This window comes from Pseudomonas sp. RHF3.3-3, assembly GCF_048069595.1.
In the GTDB taxonomy this organism is placed as follows: Bacteria; Pseudomonadota; Gammaproteobacteria; order Pseudomonadales; family Pseudomonadaceae; genus Aquipseudomonas; species Aquipseudomonas fuscovaginae_B.
The window spans coordinates 2,987,978-3,003,773 of record NZ_CP182250.1 but is presented as its reverse complement, the minus strand read 5'-3'; the positions used below and the strand labels follow the sequence as shown (position 1 = coordinate 3,003,773).

The following is a 15,796-nucleotide window of genomic DNA, read 5'->3' as shown; positions in this document are numbered from 1 at the left end:
TCCCAAAGCAGATTCAGAGACGGATTCAGAGGCTGCCGAGCTTAGGTCAATCGACCAGCGGTTTACACCGGCAGATCAGGAAAGCTCTATTGCACCCCCTGCAACAGTCTGCCGCCCACAAGACCCGCGGCACCAGCGGTTTTCACCGCGAAATCAAGACTTGCCGGTCATTTTCCGGCCATCCGGCCTATTGGCCAAACCGCCAGCGGTGGTGAATTTGCAACATGTAGTGCGATAAAAAAATCACTACAAAACCATTGACGGGCGCTTTTTGCCCTTGCATGATGAAGCCACTCCCCGATCGGGAGTGCTGCAAAAAGCTGTTGTGACAACAGGCTCGACAAGCCGTCGAGCTGTTCCGGATCTGTACTGCCCACAAGGCAGATTGATGAAGCTGACCTGTCGTGATCGTCCCAACGGGCGAGAAGCACCGGCCTAACATCCTCAAAATGCTTGTGGCTGACTTCGTTACTGTCGTCGGCGCCGTTCAAGGATCGCGCTGCTGCTTCTTTTCGTCGAGACGTCCTGTGTAGCGGGCCTGAACCCACGCTACACGAATCATCACCAGGGCTGGCGCCACATTCCACGGGCAGTATTGCCCGCATGCGGCACCTCAGCAATTCGCCGTCTTGGCAACGATACACGCGTAAACCAGACAGATTAACGAGTGGTCAAAGGGGCTTTAACATGAATCTGAACAATCATCCAACTCTCGATCAACTGGCTGAACTGTTCGCATCCCGCAAGGACAGCCACGACGACCATATCCTCTGGATCAGCGAAACCGGAGAGGTAAGGCTCGATCGCCGCGCGTCCCATGTCGACGAGCAGCATTTCAGCCGCGCCCAGCCCAACCTGCTGGCCTGCCTCGTGATGTACCGTCGCGGTCAGGGCTACACCGGGAAAAAGGCGGCGGCGGACAAGGACTTCATGGGCCGCGTCATGCAGTCCCTGAAGGCCGAATGGGCCTCCCACCATCACGCGCTGGCCAAGAGCGCCTGACGGCCTGAGCCATCGAGCCCACCCATGATGGGTGGGCTCACTCCCACCGACGTGCAAAAATCCAGAGTCCTGCCGGATTTGCCCAGCTCAGCGTAGCGCCTCTCTTCCACACTGAAGTCATTGCCTATCACCTGCGGCCCGATTCCATTGAGGAGAACCCCACGGGCGACCGCGCCTTCGCGCCCAGGGCCTGCCACCGGGTCAGTTCCGGCGCCAGCGGCAGCCGCGCTTAGTCAGGCCCGACACTCGACGTGCAGCACACCGTCCGCGCCTGACGTGCAGCGCATTTCCAGTGGCAGGAAGGCTTCGATCACCCGCATGTTGCTCTGCAGGTGCCCGGTCATCTGCGGCGTGGTAAAACTCCCACCGCCCGCCATCGCCATGGGCAGTAGCAGTTGATCGGCCAGATGCTCGCCCACCGCCGCCTTGCTGTTCAACCAATGCCGTGCCGCGTCGACCGCCGCATCGGCGACCGCCTCGGAGCGCACGTTGAACTGCCCGAAGGCGCAGAACACCTCGCTCAACCGCTCGCAGCGAAACTCCAGCAACAACACGTTGCCAGGGCTGTCCGCCGCGATACGCTCCGTGCGACAGGCCTCTTCGGGCAAGTGCAGGCGCTTCGCTACCCGGGCCAGCTCACGCTGGGCAACGTCTTCGACAATACCGCCGAGCAGCACCCGCGCATCACGCGCCAGCACTTCACCGCGCTCGGTCAGGTACAAGGGCTGCAAGGTGGAAGGCTGGACGAACACTTCCAGTTCGCCACCCCCGGCCGGCACGAAGCCGTGGCGCAGCAGTTGCAACTCGACCTTTGCGCCCATCCGCCGCAGCAGCGGCAACCAGGCGCGCTCGAGGAACTCGTATGGCGGTGCCAACGGGTTGTGGGTTCCACCACTGATCAGCACCCGGCTAGGCTCCGGCGCCCGCAGCAAGGCCGGCAGCAAGGTCTGCAACACCAGCGAACAACTCCCGGCCGTACCGATGGCAAAGCGGAAATCCCCGCCCCGAATCGCCCCCGGCTCGAAATACAGGCTTTGCGAACCCAGCTGTGCGCCTTCCACCTGAGCCCCACAAACTTCGGCAGCCGCCAGCACCGCCGTCAGGTGCTGACGCAGCAGGCCGGGCCGGCTGCGCCGTGCCCGAATGTTACCGATACGCAGTGCCCGCCCGGTCAACATCGACAGGCTCAGGCCGCTGCGCAACACCTGGCCGCCGCCCATGGCGCCGTCCAGTTCGATCATGTCCTTTTTCATAGGCTTCCTGAATCATGCATAAGTACGGACCATCTCCCTCAGGTAGTGGTCCAGTCGTTCACTGTTCTCATGGTTGCGCGGCAAGACCGGCACCGGCCGCTCCAGTTGCGCCTCGATGAAGCCGTGCAACGCCGGGCGACGCGGGCCATGGGCGGCCTCGTCGGCGCTGCGCTTGAGTTGCAGCAACTCATCGACTTCCGCCAGCAGCATCGGATCGTCGACCGTCCCGAGCAGCGCATCGAAGGTCATCGGCGGCCGCCCCCGTCCCAGGTCAATCCAGCGCACCGCCAGCAGGGGCCGCAGCACGTAGAAGTACTTCTTGAAGCGCACCGTTTCCCCTTGCAGGTAGCCACGAAAAGTCTTCCTGGCCATCGACAGGTAGTGATTGCGCGCGGCGGGCGGGCTGTAGAACGCCTCGGCCAATTCACGCAACGAACGGGTCGCGGCCTCCTCACGGCGATACACCAGGGGCGAATCGAGCCATTCGAGCAGGGTCGGGTTGGACTTGCGCAGCAACCCCAGGGTCTTGCGCAACTCCCAGCCACCGATATCCAGCTCATCGTCCAGCGGCCGCTCGATCACATCCCGTGCCTCGTTGACCTGGATGAACCAGTCCGGCTTTTCCACATAGACGAAGCGCACATCGTAATCGCTGTCCGTCGAGGAAAAACCCCAGGCACGGCTGCCCGATTCGCAGGCATACAGCACCTTCACATTGCGCTCGCGCTCTATCCGCGCCAGCTCCTGCAACACCCGGGCACGCATGGCGTCATCCAGCGGGTGGCGTTCGAAGTGTTCCATTTCCCTATCCTTTCAACCGGTTGCACTGGCAACCCATGCACTCAACAGGCGCCGCCCCGTCCAACATGATCTTCATCCTTCTTTTGCAACGGAGCAGAGTCCCCCTGGGCAACCCCATCCCCTTGCCCTACCCCTTCACACAAACCACCTGCCGCAAGGTATGCAGCACTTCCACCAGCTCACGCTGGGCGTGCATCACCTGGTCGATGTCCTTGTAGGCCATCGGGATCTCGTCGATCACCGCTTCGTCCTTGCGGCACTCCACATGGGCCGTCGCGCGGATCTGGTCTTCGACCGTGAACATCTGCTTGGCCTTGGTCCGGCTCATGACCCGCCCGGCACCATGGCTGCAGGAGCAGAACGATTGCTCGTTACCCAACCCGCGGACGATGAAGCTCCTGGCCCCCATGGAACCGGGAATGATCCCCAATTCACCCTTCTTCGCCGAGACCGCGCCCTTGCGGGTCACCAGCACCTCTTCACCGAAATGCCGTTCCTTCTGCACGTAGTTGTGGTGGCAGTTCACCGCCTCCAGCGCCACGTCGAACGGCTTGCGAATCACCTGGCGCGTGGCGGCGATCACCGCCTCCATCATCACCGCACGGTTCTGCCGGGCGAAGTCCTGGGCCCAGGCGACCGCTTCGACGTAGTCGTCGAAGTGCTGGCTGCCTTCCTCGAAGTACGCCAGGTCCCGGTCCGGCAGATTGGCGATGTGTCCGCGCATATCGGCACGGGCCAGTTCGATGAACAGGTTGCCGATAGCGTTACCGACACCACGCGAACCGCTGTGCAACATGAACCAGACCCGGTTCGCCTCATCCAGGCAGACCTCGATGAAGTGGTTACCCGACCCCAGGGTTCCCAGGTGCTTGCGATGGTTGGCGTTCTTCAGTTTCGGGTACTTGTCGGCAATGGCCTTGAACCGCGGCTCCAGCGCCGACCAGGCCAGGTCGGCCACACTCGGTACCTCTTCCCAGGCGCCTTTATCACGGCCACTGCGTGGGCTGGTACGACCATGGGGAACTGCCCGCTCGATGGCGCTACGCAGGCCCTGCAAGTTGTCCGGCAGGTCGCTGGCGGTCAGCGAGGTGCAGGCAGCAATCATCCCGCAGCCGATATCCACGCCCACCGCCGCCGGGATGATCGCGCCCACCGTCGGGATCACGCTGCCGATGGTCGACCCCTTGCCCAGGTGCACATCGGGCATCACCGCCATGTGCTTGAAGATGAACGGCATCTTCGCCGTGTTCATCAGTTGCTGGCGAGCCTCGGGCTCGACCGGAACCCCCTGGGTCCAGAGTTTGATCGGTTTGCCGTTGGCGACTTCGAGCAAGGTGTAGGTCTGGTCTTGCATATTCTTCATTTCCTGATGGCCGCAACTTCGGCCTTGTCCTGGTTTGACGGCGACAACGAGGGGTGAAACCTGCGCCACGCTCTGCCATTGAGCTATCACCTTGCGGTGTACGGGAATCGAACCCGCGACCACGGCGTACTGTAGTTCCACCGGCATTCGCCGGGTAAATCATCAAAAGGGTGGTACGACAAGGGAAGTGACTGATCCGTGTTGCCACGGGCCGGATTCAGACCGGCATTCAGATGTACAGCCACTGGCATTCGTACCTTTCGTGACAACCGACAAGAGGGTGATGAGACGTCTTTGGATGTAGTCCCACCGGCATTCGGTTGCCGCGAAATTCAACAGGGTCGCGCCCTGCCCATCACGGGCGAGCAGGCTTTCCTTCGTTCAGATCGGCAGTTCGTCGATCACCTGCACCCAGTGCCGCGCACTGTAGGTGCCGGCGGTGAACTGGTCGATGACATCGAACACCGCGTCACTGAAACCGCCGACATTGAGGATGTCCGGCCGATCCGGTGCCTGGGTGCTCGCCCCGGGCTGCAGGTCGATGCAGATCAGGCGCGCATCGGGGTTGATCCGGCGCAGACGCTCCCACTGCAACAGGGTTTCACTGGCGCCATAACGGCGATCATCGATCCAGGATTCGTTGTCCGAGACCAGGATCAGGGTATCAACCCTGGCCTTTTCACGAACCAACTGTGCCAGGGGCGCCGAACAGCAGGTTCCCCCGCCACCGATCGCGGCCAGTTTCTGGGCATTGCTCATGACGCTGTCGCGTGGGTTGAGCTGCACCTTCACCACCTCGTTTTCAAAGGGCATCACCCTCGCCTGCGGCGTCTTGCGCAGCACGGCAGCCGCGATCATCGCCGCCACATCGATGCAGCGCACCGCCGTGGTCGCCCCCTGGCGATAACCGGTGACCGGGCTGTGCATGGAACCGGAAACATCCGGGCAGACCACCACCGAGCCGCGCAAGGCCGGGACATTGTCCAGCGACAACTCCAGGGCATCCTGCAACGCCTCGCCAATCACCGCCGGCACCTCCTCGCCGATCATCCGGTAGGCCGCGAGCAACTGGTACGGATAAACCCGCGCCTTGGCCACCTCCTCCGGGCTCGACAACCGCGCGGCCACCGCCGCGGCACATCCCGCAACCTTGAAAGCATCGTGGCGGGCCAGGGTGTTCAGGTTCATCCGCAGGGCCTGCCAGCCCATGTTCATCGCCAGCTCCGCCCACTGCTGCGGGTCCAGTGCCTCGTTGCCCAGCAACTGGAACGGTACCTGCGGCAGTTGCCGGCTCGCCCCGCCACGAAACTCCAGCAGCGATCGGGTCAGCGGCGGCAAGGCATCGAACGCCACCGGCTTGCCGATCACCCAGGCGAAGAATGCCTCGCGCCAGGCCTCTGCCGGCTTGGGATGAACCATCTTCAGCACGTCGGCCAGGGACGGCTGGTTACCCACCGAAGCCTGCAGCAACTGTCGCTCGCTGGCGTTGTTCAGCCACTCCTGGACCAATCGCTTGGGCTGCGAGCCCAGCGACTTGCGCCCGGTGACACCGCTGCGCAGGATCTGCACGAAGTTGCGCAGCATCTTGCCGCTGTCCACCACCTGGGCGAATACCACCGGCAGCATCACCGACCGCTGGGCCGCCAGGGCTGCCAGCAGCAAGGCCGGCATATCCTTCATGTGACCGTGCTGGCGAGCGTAGATCGCCGCCTTGGCGACGAAGGCACTGTCGACCTCGGCCACCCGCTTGAGCACTTCGTCCAGCTGACCTTGTGCGCTGGCATGGTAGGTCTGGTTCAGGCAACCGGTCACCGCCAACTGTGCCAGGGCATGGCGAGCCGTGTAGGCGTATGCCGCAGCACCGGAGGCATTGTGGGTATCACAGGCCACAGGCTGGGTGCGGGTCTGGAACAGTTGGGTGTTGGCCATCTTGGCTTCTCGCTCTGTTGTCTCGTTCGTTGCCAGAGATATTGCAGAGCACGTGCCAGCTTTCCAGAACCCGCCCAATATTTTTATAAACAATTGATTTTATTGATAAAAATATTTTAACCCAAAAAAATCCAACTCAATGACCCGACGACCCCGTGATTTTTATTTATCATTGGATATCGTCATTTATCCAAAAAGATAAACATGTCCAGCAAGCGTACGGTCACCATCGGTTTCATCGGTTCCAACCTCGATCGCGTCGGCAAGGGCGCCAACCGCTGGGGGCATTGGCGGCCCAGCATCGGCCTGTGCCAGCAGCCCGACCTGCTCGTCCATCGCTTCGAACTGATCCACGGCACCGATGCCCGCGATGTCAGCCTGGCCGAGCGGATCCGCAACGACATCCGCCAGGTATCGCCGGAAACCGAGGTGCGCCTGCACCCCATGACCCTGCGCAACCCCTGGGATTTCGAGGAGGTGTACGGCGCGCTGGACGACTTCACCAACGCCTACCACTTCGATACCGAGCATGAGGAGTACCTGGTGCATATCACCACCGGCACCCACGTGGCGCAGATCTGTTGGTTCCTGCTGACCGAAGCGCGCTACCTGCCGGCACGCCTGGTGCAGACTTCGCCGGCCCGACGCCTGGACGAAGAGGCCCGGGCCACCGGCACCCACACCCTGATCGACCTCGACCTGTCGCGCTACGACCGGATCGCCAAGCGCTTCAGCGACAGGCGCCTGGAGGGCCTGGCCTTTCTCAAGTCCGGGATCGCCACCCGCAACGCCGCCTTCAACCGCACCATCGAGCAGATCGAGCGGGTCGCCGTGCGCTCACGTGCACCGATGCTGCTGATTGGCCCGACCGGGGCCGGCAAGTCGTTTCTCGCCCGACGCATCTATGAACTCAAGCGCAACCGGCATCAGGTCGAGGGCCGGTTCGTCGAGGTCAATTGCGCCACCCTGCGTGGCGATGGCGCCATGTCGGCGCTGTTCGGCCACACCAAGGGCGCGTTCACCGGCGCGCAAAACAGTCGCGAGGGGCTGTTGCGGGCAGCCGATGGCGGCCTGCTGTTTCTCGACGAAATCGGTGAGCTGGGCCTGGACGAACAGGCGATGCTGCTCAAGGCCATCGAGGAGAAACGCTTCTTCCCGCTGGGCTCGGACAAGGAGGTCGACAGCGATTTCCTGATCATCGCCGGCACCCATCGCGACCTGCGCAGCCGGGTGGCCGAAGGCCTGTTCCGCGAGGACCTGTACGCCCGCATCAACCTCTGGACCTTCGACCTGCCCGGCCTGGCGGACCGCCGCGAAGACATCGAGCCGAACCTGGATTTCGAGCTGGAGCGCCACGCCCGCGAACAGGGCCACCTGGCGCGCTTCAACGTGCAGGCGCGGCGCCGCTACCTGGCCTTCGCCTGCTCCAGCGAAGCGAGCTGGCTGGGCAACTTTCGCGAGCTGTCGGCCTCGATCACCCGCATGGCGACCCTGGCCGACAGCGGGCGTATCGACGAAACCCGCGTCGAGGAGGAGATCGGCCGCCTGCGCCGCGCCTGGGGCCTGAGGGAAGCCACGGACGCCGTGGAGCGCCTGCTCGGCGAGGGCGCCGGGGATATCGACCTGTTCGACCGCCTGCAACTGAAGGCGGTGATCGAGGTCTGCCGCCGTGCCAGCAGCCTCTCGGATGCCGGCCGACAACTGTTCAACGCCTCGCGCCAGGCCAAGGCCAACCCGAACGATGCCGACCGCCTGCGCAAGTACCTGGCACGGTTTGACCTGGACTGGAAACAGCTGAAGGACGACGCTTGAGGGCATTGCGTGGGATAAAGGCGCTCAAATGAGCGGAAAATGACGTTTTTTCGCGTCTGGAGGCCGCTTTCTGTATCGTCCTCGCGGGATCAGTCTACGATTCTGTAAGACCGGTCGCCATGGAGTGTGGCCGCGACACAAGAACCAGATGAAAACCGCAAGAGAGAGCCATCCATGAAGACCGTCGCAGAACTGTTGAAACTCAAGGGTAGCCAGCGCCAGGAGGTTTACACCGTCCGCAACGATCACACCGTGTTCGAGGCACTGATCAAGATGGCCGAGAAAAACGTCGGTGCCCTGCCGGTGGTCAGCGAAAGTGGCCAGGTGGTCGGCATCATCAGTGAACGCGACTACGCCCGCAAGGTGATCCTGCACGGGCTGAGCTCGGTGACCACCAAGGTCAGCGAGATCATGAATGCCCCGGTCATCACCGTGGACACGCACCAGCGGGTCGAGACCTGCATGGCCATCATGACGGAAAAGCACCTGCGTCACCTGCCGGTGGTGGAAGACGGCCAGCTGATCGGCCTGCTGTCGATCGGTGACCTGGTCAAGGAGGCCATTGCCGAACAGGCCGACCTGATTCGCCAACTGGAACAATACATCCGCGGCGAATAACCGTTTTTTCCACTGAGTTGCCAATGTCGATCCAGCCACGATCGGCATTGGCATGCCGGACATCCCCCCGCAAACCCCTCGCACAAATACTCCCGGATACGGCCCAAAGCCCCGTAAATCCGGGGGAATTCGCACTTCCAAATTTTTCACAACGCTTTCACTTCGCGCCCACCTGCGCCTCTTTAAATTCCCACTATCGCGATCAGCCCTCCGTGGACGCCTGATCACGAGGGTCATTTACCGGGCCGATGCCCTTTCAAAGTTGCCAGACCAGTCGATGGGGGAATTCGTGGTTATCCTTACTGCCGTCCAATCCGTGTTGCCGCAGCCCCTCAAGCCCCGCGTCAGGTCGGCACTGCTGGCAGTCGGCATGGCCCTGGCTGCTCTGATGGCCACCGGCTTTGCCCTGTGGCCCAGGACCCCCATCGACCTGGCGGTGCGGGATCACCTGCGCAGCACTGGCGTCTATGCGCAATGGAAAGCCGGGGATGTGATCGTACTGGTACGCCACGCCGAGCGCTGCGACCGTTCGAGCAACCCCTGCCTGGGTCCGGAGGATGGCATCACCCGCCTGGGCAACCGCTCCGCCGCGCAGGTGGGCAGGGCCTTTCAGCAGGTCGGCATGAACAACACCGACGTACTGAGCAGCCCGACCACGCGCACCGCCCAGACCGCGCAGGCGATGTTCGGCAAGAGCGCCATCACCGCGGACTGGCTGGTCAGTTGCGGGCCAACCCTGGGACAGGATGCGCTCGCCCACAAGGCGGCTCATCGCAACCTGGTGCTGGTGACCCATAGCGGTTGCATCGACGACCTCGAAAAACAACTGGGTTATCGCCACGTCGCCAAGAGCGAATACACCAGTTCGTTATTTGTCTCGGTAGGTGCCGACGGCCAGCTGAAAATGCTCGGCATTCTGAATGCCGAAGATTGGCCAACCGCCCTCGGCACCAGGATATGAGCGGCATGTAACGGACACTTTGCAATTTTAAACATCACGACCATGGAACCGGGTCGTCAAATGAATGCATCTTGCTTCGCCCACTTCGGTTGAAGTCTCGCCCGCTGCCAGATCCGGCATTTACGTCTGCGCCACAATCCCCCCCAGGCTCGGTTCCTGTCGTGAACCTGAATCTGTCCAGGCAGGCGTGCACCCATGGTTTGCAGCGTTACCGGTCGGACAACCGCTGTCGCGAATCCTGGTTAAAACCCTTGTGGCGGTAGAGACCGCTAAGGCCAACTCATGAACGCTCACATTCCCCACCTCTCCCCCGCGACGCTCAGGCGCTGGTCGCTGCCGGCGCTGATACTCGCCTTCGGACTCTTCTATCTGTTGCCGATGATGTTTCACGGCCTGTGGACCCCCGACGAAACCCGCTACGCCCAGATCAGCCAGGAAATGTTGCTTAGCGGTAACTGGACCGCTCCACATTTCATGGGCCTGCGGTACTTTGAAAAACCCATCGCCGGCTACTGGATGATCGCCATCGGCCAGGCCATCTTCGGCGAAAACCTGTTCGGTGTGCGTGTCGCCTCGGCGCTCAGTACCGGGCTCAGCGTGTTGCTGACCTACCTGATCGCCCGCCGCCTGTGGAACGACCCGCGCAAGAGCTTCGCCTCGGCCCTGCTGTTCATGAGCTTCGGCCTGGTCGCCGGACAGGCCGGCTATGCCAACCTCGACCCGCAGTTTACCCTGTGGTCGAACCTCAGCCTGGTCGCTTTCTGGTTCGCCAGCGACAGCCAGCAGCGCCGCCAGCGTCTGTGGGCCTGGGCCGTGCTGGGTCTGGCCTGCGGCATGGGGTTCCTGACCAAGGGGTTTCTGGCCCTGCTGCTGCCGGTGCTGGTCGCCCTGCCCTACATGATCTGGCAGCGCCGCCTGGGTGAGTTGCTGCGCTGCGGTCCGATCGCCGTGGTGGTCGCACTGGCCGTCGCGTTGCCCTGGGTGCTGGCGGTCAACGCCCAGGAACCCGACTACTGGAATTTCTTCTTCTGGCACGAGCACATCCAGCGCTTTGCCGGCAACAACGCGCAACACGCACAACCCTGGTGGTTCTACCTGCCGTTGCTGGTGGTGTCGTGCCTGCCCTGGTCGGTGCTGCTGGTGCCGACGTTCAAGCAGGCCTGGCAGCAAAGACGCCAGGCCGGCATCGGCTTCCTCTGGTTGTGGTTCGCCCTGCCGCTGGCGTTCTTCAGCCTGAGCAAGGGCAAGTTGCCGACCTACATCATGCCCTGCCTGCTGCCGCTGGCACTGATGATGGGCCATGCGCTGATCGATCGGGTGGCCCGTGCCGAAGGCCGCATGCTGCGCCTCAACGGCATACTCAACCTGACCCTGGGCGTGGTGGCGCTGGCTGGCCTGCTCGTGCTGCAGGCGACACGCGGCCTCTATGCGAACAGTCATGCCGAGGTGTTCAGCCTGTCGCTGGTGTTCATCATGCTGATGGTCTGGATCATCGCCAATGCCCTGCAGGTCCTGCGCCCCGTGGCGTTCTGGGCGATGCCGGCACTGGGTATCGCCCTGCTGGTAAGCCTGCTGCCGGCCGGCATGCCGGCCAGCGTGGTGAACCACAAGATGCCCGACCAGTTCATCGCCGAACACCTGGATGAACTGCGCCAGACCAGGCGCCTGCTGAGCAACGAGCTGGGCACTGCCGCGGCGCTCTCCTGGCGCCTGCAACGTCCACAGGTCGATTTGTTCAACACCGTCGGCGAACTGAAATATGGCCTGGATTACCCTGATGCGCAGGGGCGCCAGGTCACGCTCGAAAGCGTCGGGCAGTGGATGAGCGAAGCCCGCAGGCAAGGCTCGGTGGGGGTGGTCATGCGCGTCAGGGACACTGCGCAAATGGAGGAGCTCGGACTGCTGCCACCCGATGGCAAGCGCTACCACAAGGGTGACAGCGAGATCATTATCTTCCCGCAGACCCGGCCATGAACCTGAGCCACTGGAAAACCGACAGAGGCGCCCTGGCCCTTTTGCTCGGCGTTTCGGCCCTGCTTCTGCTGTCGGGCCTGGGCTCGCGGGAGTTGTGGGGCGCGGAAACCCGCTGGGCAAACATCGCCTTGCAGATGCTGCAGTCGGGCAACTATTTCGACCCGTATCTCAAGGGGCTGCCCTACTACGACAAGCCCCTGCCCTCCTACTGGCTGATCACCGCCAGCGCCAAGCTGCTGGGGGGACTGGGCAACGTTTCGCTGCGCCTGTCCTCGGTGATTGCCGCCTGGCTGAGCGTGTGGCTGGTCTACCTGATCGGTGAGCGCCTGTGGCGCAAGGGTACCGGCCTGGTGGCCGGCTGGATGCTGGCGACGACCTTCTACTTCGTGTTCTGGGCCCGCGTGGCCACCGCCGATATCCTCACGGTGTTCGGTGTACTGGCCGCTGTCTGGTGGTACTGGCGCGACCCGGATGACACGCGCCTGGGACGCTACGCGATGTTTTTCCTGATGCTGGCACTGACCTCGCTGCTCAAGGGCCTGATCGGCTTCGTACTGCCGGGACTGTTATTGCTGCCACACCTGTTGGCCGGGGGCCGCTGGAAGCGCCATCTCAACCTACGGCTGCCGACCGCCCTGCTGGCCGCCCTCGCGCTCTACGCTGTGCCCTTCGTGCTGTCGAACCTGTACGGTGCGCCGACCTACGGCGAGAGTGGTCTGGCACTGGTGTTCAGGGAAAACGTCGTGCGCTTTTTCGATCCTTTCGACCACATGGGCCCGATCTACACCTACCTGATCTACCTGCCGGCCTACACCCTGCCCTGGGCTCCCTGCTGGATGCTGGGCCTGTGGCTGGCACTGCGCCAATGGAAACGGATCGAGCCCAATACCCGCTGGCTGGTCTGGGGCCTGGGCCTGTTGTTCGTGTTCTTCACCGCCAGCGGCAGCCGCCGCAGCTATTACGTGCTGCCGCTGGTGCCGTTCGCCCAGTTGCTGGCGGCCTGGTGGGTGACCCGAAGCATGGCGCAAAGACGCGCCGACGGCAAAGTCAGCGGCCCCGGCTGGGCCAAGGGTTTCGCTGCGGCGGCAGGATTCGTGCTGCTGGTCGTTGGCATCGCCTATCCGTGGAGCAATGGCGGTGGTGGTGCCATGCGTTTCGCCGACGACGTGCAGGCCAAGGCCAGCCAGCGGGCGCCGTGGGACGAATGGCAGATGGTGATGATCGAGGTCGACAACAAGCTGCCGATGTACCTGAACAACCAGGGCAGACCCTTTTACTACGTGCAGGAAAACCAGGATTACCCGCGCAACGGCGACAGCGACGACCTGATCGACTGGCTGGAAAGAACCAGCGGCCGCCGCTGGGACCCGACGCGGACGCTGATCGTCACCAGCTTCCGGGCCGGCGAGCCGCTGCCCCTGAACTACCTCGCGGCCGATCATGACGTCGTGCTGACCCAACCCACCAACGGTGCGCGGCTCGCCCATACCCGCGAGGATGGCAGCGTCGCCTATATCCCGCGGCGTGAAGGCCCGCTGGAAACAGTGGGCCGCCCGCAATAGCGGATCGGGCCGGATGCATGCAGCGGCCGGTTCACGTAGAGTGGAGACCCCGACATGGCTCGGGGCTCCATTCATTTCCCGCAAGGATCGCCATTGATGAAGCCCGCCGTGCACCGCTGCCCGGTACCACCCGACTCGAGTATCAACCGCCTGCTGGCCAACGCCGACTTCGTCGACAGCCAGTGCATCAGCGATAGCCATCTCGACCGCACGGCCCTGCGCCATGCGTTGAACATGATGGCGACGACACCGGCCTGGATCGACGGGCTGATGCAGTTGCGCAATCGCCTTGTGGGCCTGTTCGGGCTCAAGGACCTGGGGCGCCTGACCCGCATCGACCTGGCGCGGGCGGATGCCGACTACCGGGAGAACGATCGCGTCGGGATCTTCACGCTGGTCTCCAACCAGCCGGATGAAGTGATGCTGGCCGACCGCGACAGGCACCTCGATGTCTATCTGACGCTGCACCGCTCGCCCGTCACCCCAGAGGGTACGCGCACCCTCACATTGTCGACGGTGGTCCACACGCACAATCGGCTGGGCCGCCTGTACATGCTGCCGGTGGCGCCGTTTCACCGGCTGATCGTGCCGCTCACCCTGCGAAACGCCGGCCGCCGCTGAACCGGCCAGCGGCCCCGGACGCCCGCAACGCGCCAGGGCCGCCGCCGGCGAGCACTCAGTAGCCCAGCGACAGGCCGGTATTGCGCCGCGGGTCATTGGCCCCGTAGAAGCGGTTGTTGCCCACCGGCTTGCCATCGAGCGACGGCGCGCCGACCAGGATCGCCGCCAGGTGATTCAGCGGCTGCGGGCCGGTGAACCGGTGCCCCCAGCTTTCGAGAATCTTCTGCGTGTCCGGGCTTATCGCGTAGGTCTCGAGATTGGTCTCCTCCGGCAGCCATTGCTGATGGAAACGTGGCGCATCCACGGCTTCCTGGATATTCATCCGGTAGTCGATGACATTGAGGATGGTCAGCAGTGTTGCGGTGATGATCCGGCTGCCACCGGGCGTACCGACCACCATGACCGCCTTGCCATCCCTGGTGACGATCGTCGGGCTCATCGATGACAGCGGCGTCTTGCCAGGCGCGATGGCATTCGCCTCGCCCTGCACCAGGCCGTACATGTTCGGCACGCCGACCTTGGCGGTGAAGTCGTCCATCTCGTCGTTGAGGAGGACCCCGGTCCCGCTCGCCATCACCCCGGCGCCAAACCAGTCGTTGAGGGTGTAGGTCACCGACACCGCGTTGCCCCACTGGTCGACGATCGAATAATGGGTGGTGTTGTTGCCTTCATGAGGCGCCACACCCGGCTTGAGGTCCCGGGAGAGTCCGGCCTTGTGCGGATCGATCGCGGCCCGCAGCTTCTCGGCATAGGCCTTGTCCAGCAGGTGCGCCACCGGGTTCTTGACGAAATCGGGATCGCCCAGGTAGCTGTTGCGATCGACATAGGCGTGGCGCATGGCCTCGATCTGGTAGTGCAGGCCCTGGGCCGAGTGATAGCCCAGTTGCTGCATCGGATAACCTTCGAGGATGTTCAGGATCTCGCAGATCACCACGCCACCGGAGCTGGGTGGCGGTGCCGAGACGATGTGGTAGCCGCGGTAGTCGCACTCGATGGGGGCCAGCTCGCGGGTCTTGTACCTGTCGAGGTCATCCTGGGTGATGATGCCCTTGCCGGCCTGGCTGGAGTCGACGATGGCCTTGGCCACCCAGCCCTTGTAGAAGCCGTCGGCACCCTTGGCGGAGATTTCCCGCAGGGTTTTCGCCAGGTCCTTCTGCACCAGTTTCTCGCCGACCTGCAGCGGCTCGCCCCTGTTCAGGAAGATTGCACCGGAGTCGTGGATATCCTGGCGGAACTCGTCGGTGGCGGTGTGCAACAGGTCGATGTCGCCCTGCTCCAGTGCGAACCCCTCCTCGGCCAGCCTGATGGCCGGGGCGATCACGTCGGCGCGCTTTTTCGTGCCGTATTTTTCCAGTGCCCGTTCCAGGCCGGAAACCGTGCCCGGCACGGCAACCGCCAGGTGTCCTTTCGAACTCAGGTTGGGGACGACGTTGCCGTCCCTGTCCAGGTACATGTTGGCCGTGGCGGCCAGCGGCGCCTTTTCACGGAAGTCGAGGAAAGTCTTGCGGCCATCGGCCAACTGCACGGTCATGAAGCCGCCACCGCCGAGGTTACCGGCTGCCGGATAAACCACCGCCAAGGCGTAACCGACCGCCACCGCGGCATCCACCGCATTGCCGCCCGCCTTGAGCACATCCACCCCGACGTGGGTGGCCAGGTGTTGCGCGGTGACGACCATGCCGTTCTCCCCGGCGACCGGTGCCTGGGACGCCGCATGGACAGGGGTAACAGCCAGAATCAGCGCCGTCGCCAGCAGCGAGCGCGCAAGGGTTTCGAATTTCATGAGCCGAATTCTCTTTTTCTTATTTGCTGGGAACGCAGACGCCTGTCTGCGCAGGCCCTTGACAAGGTAGCCGCTGCGAATGCCCGTTACCGACTTTTTTGCAGGACCTGTTACATT

General features: G+C 63.2%; 13 protein-coding genes. 7 read left to right on the top strand and 6 right to left on the bottom strand.

The genetic code is table 11. The annotated features are described in order from the left end of the window. Nucleotides 1–167: 167 nt before the first annotated feature. Entirely contained in the window at nucleotides 168–491 is a 324-nt protein-coding gene (locus ACMGT0_RS13815) for a hypothetical protein (RefSeq protein ID WP_416773048.1), read from the bottom strand. Nucleotides 492–687: 196 nt separating this feature from the next. On the opposite strand from ACMGT0_RS13815, the gene ACMGT0_RS13810 reads away from it, so the two are divergent. Continuing rightward, nucleotides 688–1,002 (top strand): hypothetical protein, encoded by a 315-nt coding sequence (locus tag ACMGT0_RS13810; protein WP_054056481.1) that lies wholly within the window; start codon nucleotides 688–690, stop codon nucleotides 1,000–1,002. Between the two features lie 233 nt (nucleotides 1,003–1,235). Here ACMGT0_RS13810 and rtcA read toward each other — a convergent pair whose 3' ends face one another. The 4 genes from rtcA to ACMGT0_RS13790 form a co-directional block, all read right to left on the bottom strand. After that, a complete protein-coding gene (gene rtcA, locus ACMGT0_RS13805) occupies nucleotides 1,236–2,255 on the bottom strand; it encodes an RNA 3'-terminal phosphate cyclase (RefSeq protein ID WP_054056480.1) in 1,020 nt (339 codons plus the stop codon). 12 nt (nucleotides 2,256–2,267) lie between these two features. Continuing rightward, nucleotides 2,268–3,056 carry a nucleotidyltransferase domain-containing protein gene (locus ACMGT0_RS13800; protein ID WP_416773046.1) on the bottom strand — a complete coding sequence of 263 codons (789 nt, stop codon included), beginning with the start codon at nucleotides 3,054–3,056 and terminating at the stop codon, nucleotides 2,268–2,270. A 127-nt stretch (nucleotides 3,057–3,183) separates the two neighbouring features. Next, nucleotides 3,184–4,410, bottom strand: a complete 1,227-nt coding sequence (locus tag ACMGT0_RS13795; RefSeq protein ID WP_054056478.1) for an RtcB family protein — start codon at nucleotides 4,408–4,410, stop codon at nucleotides 3,184–3,186. Between the two features lie 390 nt (nucleotides 4,411–4,800). Next, nucleotides 4,801–6,348 (bottom strand): TROVE domain-containing protein, encoded by a 1,548-nt coding sequence (locus ACMGT0_RS13790; protein WP_054056477.1) that lies wholly within the window; start codon nucleotides 6,346–6,348, stop codon nucleotides 4,801–4,803. 204 nt (nucleotides 6,349–6,552) lie between these two features. Here ACMGT0_RS13790 and rtcR point away from each other — a divergent pair, with 204 nt between their 5' ends. The 6 genes from rtcR (at nucleotide 6,553) to ACMGT0_RS13760 (ending at nucleotide 13,896) form a co-directional block, all read left to right on the top strand. Beyond that, nucleotides 6,553–8,160 carry an RNA repair transcriptional activator RtcR gene (rtcR, locus tag ACMGT0_RS13785; RefSeq protein WP_054062577.1) on the top strand — a complete coding sequence of 536 codons (1,608 nt, stop codon included), beginning with the start codon at nucleotides 6,553–6,555 and terminating at the stop codon, nucleotides 8,158–8,160. A 174-nt stretch (nucleotides 8,161–8,334) separates the two neighbouring features. Continuing rightward, the gene (locus ACMGT0_RS13780) at nucleotides 8,335–8,778 is read left to right on the top strand and encodes a CBS domain-containing protein (RefSeq protein WP_054056475.1); all 444 of its coding nucleotides are present in this window, start codon (nucleotides 8,335–8,337) and stop codon (nucleotides 8,776–8,778) included. Between the two features lie 370 nt (nucleotides 8,779–9,148). Then, nucleotides 9,149–9,739: a histidine phosphatase family protein gene (locus ACMGT0_RS13775; protein ID WP_239687877.1), complete on the top strand. Its 591-nt coding sequence runs from the start codon at nucleotides 9,149–9,151 to the stop codon at nucleotides 9,737–9,739. A gap of 282 nt (nucleotides 9,740–10,021) precedes the next feature. After that, the gene (gene arnT, locus ACMGT0_RS13770; protein ID WP_416773042.1) at nucleotides 10,022–11,713 is read left to right on the top strand and encodes a lipid IV(A) 4-amino-4-deoxy-L-arabinosyltransferase; all 1,692 of its coding nucleotides are present in this window, start codon (nucleotides 10,022–10,024) and stop codon (nucleotides 11,711–11,713) included. Then, the gene (locus ACMGT0_RS13765) at nucleotides 11,710–13,275 is read left to right on the top strand and encodes an ArnT family glycosyltransferase (protein ID WP_416773040.1); all 1,566 of its coding nucleotides are present in this window, start codon (nucleotides 11,710–11,712) and stop codon (nucleotides 13,273–13,275) included. Before arnT ends, ACMGT0_RS13765 begins: the two co-directional genes overlap by 4 nt. Before the next feature lie 96 nt (nucleotides 13,276–13,371). Further along, a complete protein-coding gene (locus ACMGT0_RS13760) occupies nucleotides 13,372–13,896 on the top strand; it encodes a DUF2867 domain-containing protein (protein WP_054056472.1) in 525 nt (174 codons plus the stop codon). 55 nt (nucleotides 13,897–13,951) lie between these two features. Here ACMGT0_RS13760 and ggt read toward each other — a convergent pair whose 3' ends face one another. Then, nucleotides 13,952–15,679, bottom strand: a complete 1,728-nt coding sequence (gene ggt / locus ACMGT0_RS13755) for a gamma-glutamyltransferase (protein ID WP_416773038.1) — start codon at nucleotides 15,677–15,679, stop codon at nucleotides 13,952–13,954. Between the last annotated feature and the right edge of the window lie 117 nt (nucleotides 15,680–15,796).

What these genes read in the sequence shown, in the direction of transcription:
- ACMGT0_RS13810 (WP_054056481.1), top strand. Translation starts at nt 688, where the DNA reads ATGAATCTGAACAATCATCCAACTCTCGATCAACTGGCTGAACTGTTC.
- rtcA (WP_054056480.1), bottom strand. Translation starts at nt 2,255, where the DNA reads ATGAAAAAGGACATGATCGAACTGGACGGCGCCATGGGCGGCGGCCAG.
- ACMGT0_RS13800 (WP_416773046.1), bottom strand. Translation starts at nt 3,056, where the DNA reads ATGGAACACTTCGAACGCCACCCGCTGGATGACGCCATGCGTGCCCGG.
- ACMGT0_RS13795 (WP_054056478.1), bottom strand. Translation starts at nt 4,410, where the DNA reads ATGCAAGACCAGACCTACACCTTGCTCGAAGTCGCCAACGGCAAACCG.
- ACMGT0_RS13790 (WP_054056477.1), bottom strand. Translation starts at nt 6,348, where the DNA reads ATGGCCAACACCCAACTGTTCCAGACCCGCACCCAGCCTGTGGCCTGT.
- rtcR (WP_054062577.1), top strand. Translation starts at nt 6,553, where the DNA reads ATGTCCAGCAAGCGTACGGTCACCATCGGTTTCATCGGTTCCAACCTC.
- ACMGT0_RS13780 (WP_054056475.1), top strand. Translation starts at nt 8,335, where the DNA reads ATGAAGACCGTCGCAGAACTGTTGAAACTCAAGGGTAGCCAGCGCCAG.
- ACMGT0_RS13775 (WP_239687877.1), top strand. Translation starts at nt 9,149, where the DNA reads ATGGCCCTGGCTGCTCTGATGGCCACCGGCTTTGCCCTGTGGCCCAGG.
- arnT (WP_416773042.1), top strand. Translation starts at nt 10,022, where the DNA reads ATGAACGCTCACATTCCCCACCTCTCCCCCGCGACGCTCAGGCGCTGG.
- ACMGT0_RS13765 (WP_416773040.1), top strand. Translation starts at nt 11,710, where the DNA reads ATGAACCTGAGCCACTGGAAAACCGACAGAGGCGCCCTGGCCCTTTTG.
- ACMGT0_RS13760 (WP_054056472.1), top strand. Translation starts at nt 13,372, where the DNA reads ATGAAGCCCGCCGTGCACCGCTGCCCGGTACCACCCGACTCGAGTATC.
- ggt (WP_416773038.1), bottom strand. Translation starts at nt 15,679, where the DNA reads ATGAAATTCGAAACCCTTGCGCGCTCGCTGCTGGCGACGGCGCTGATT.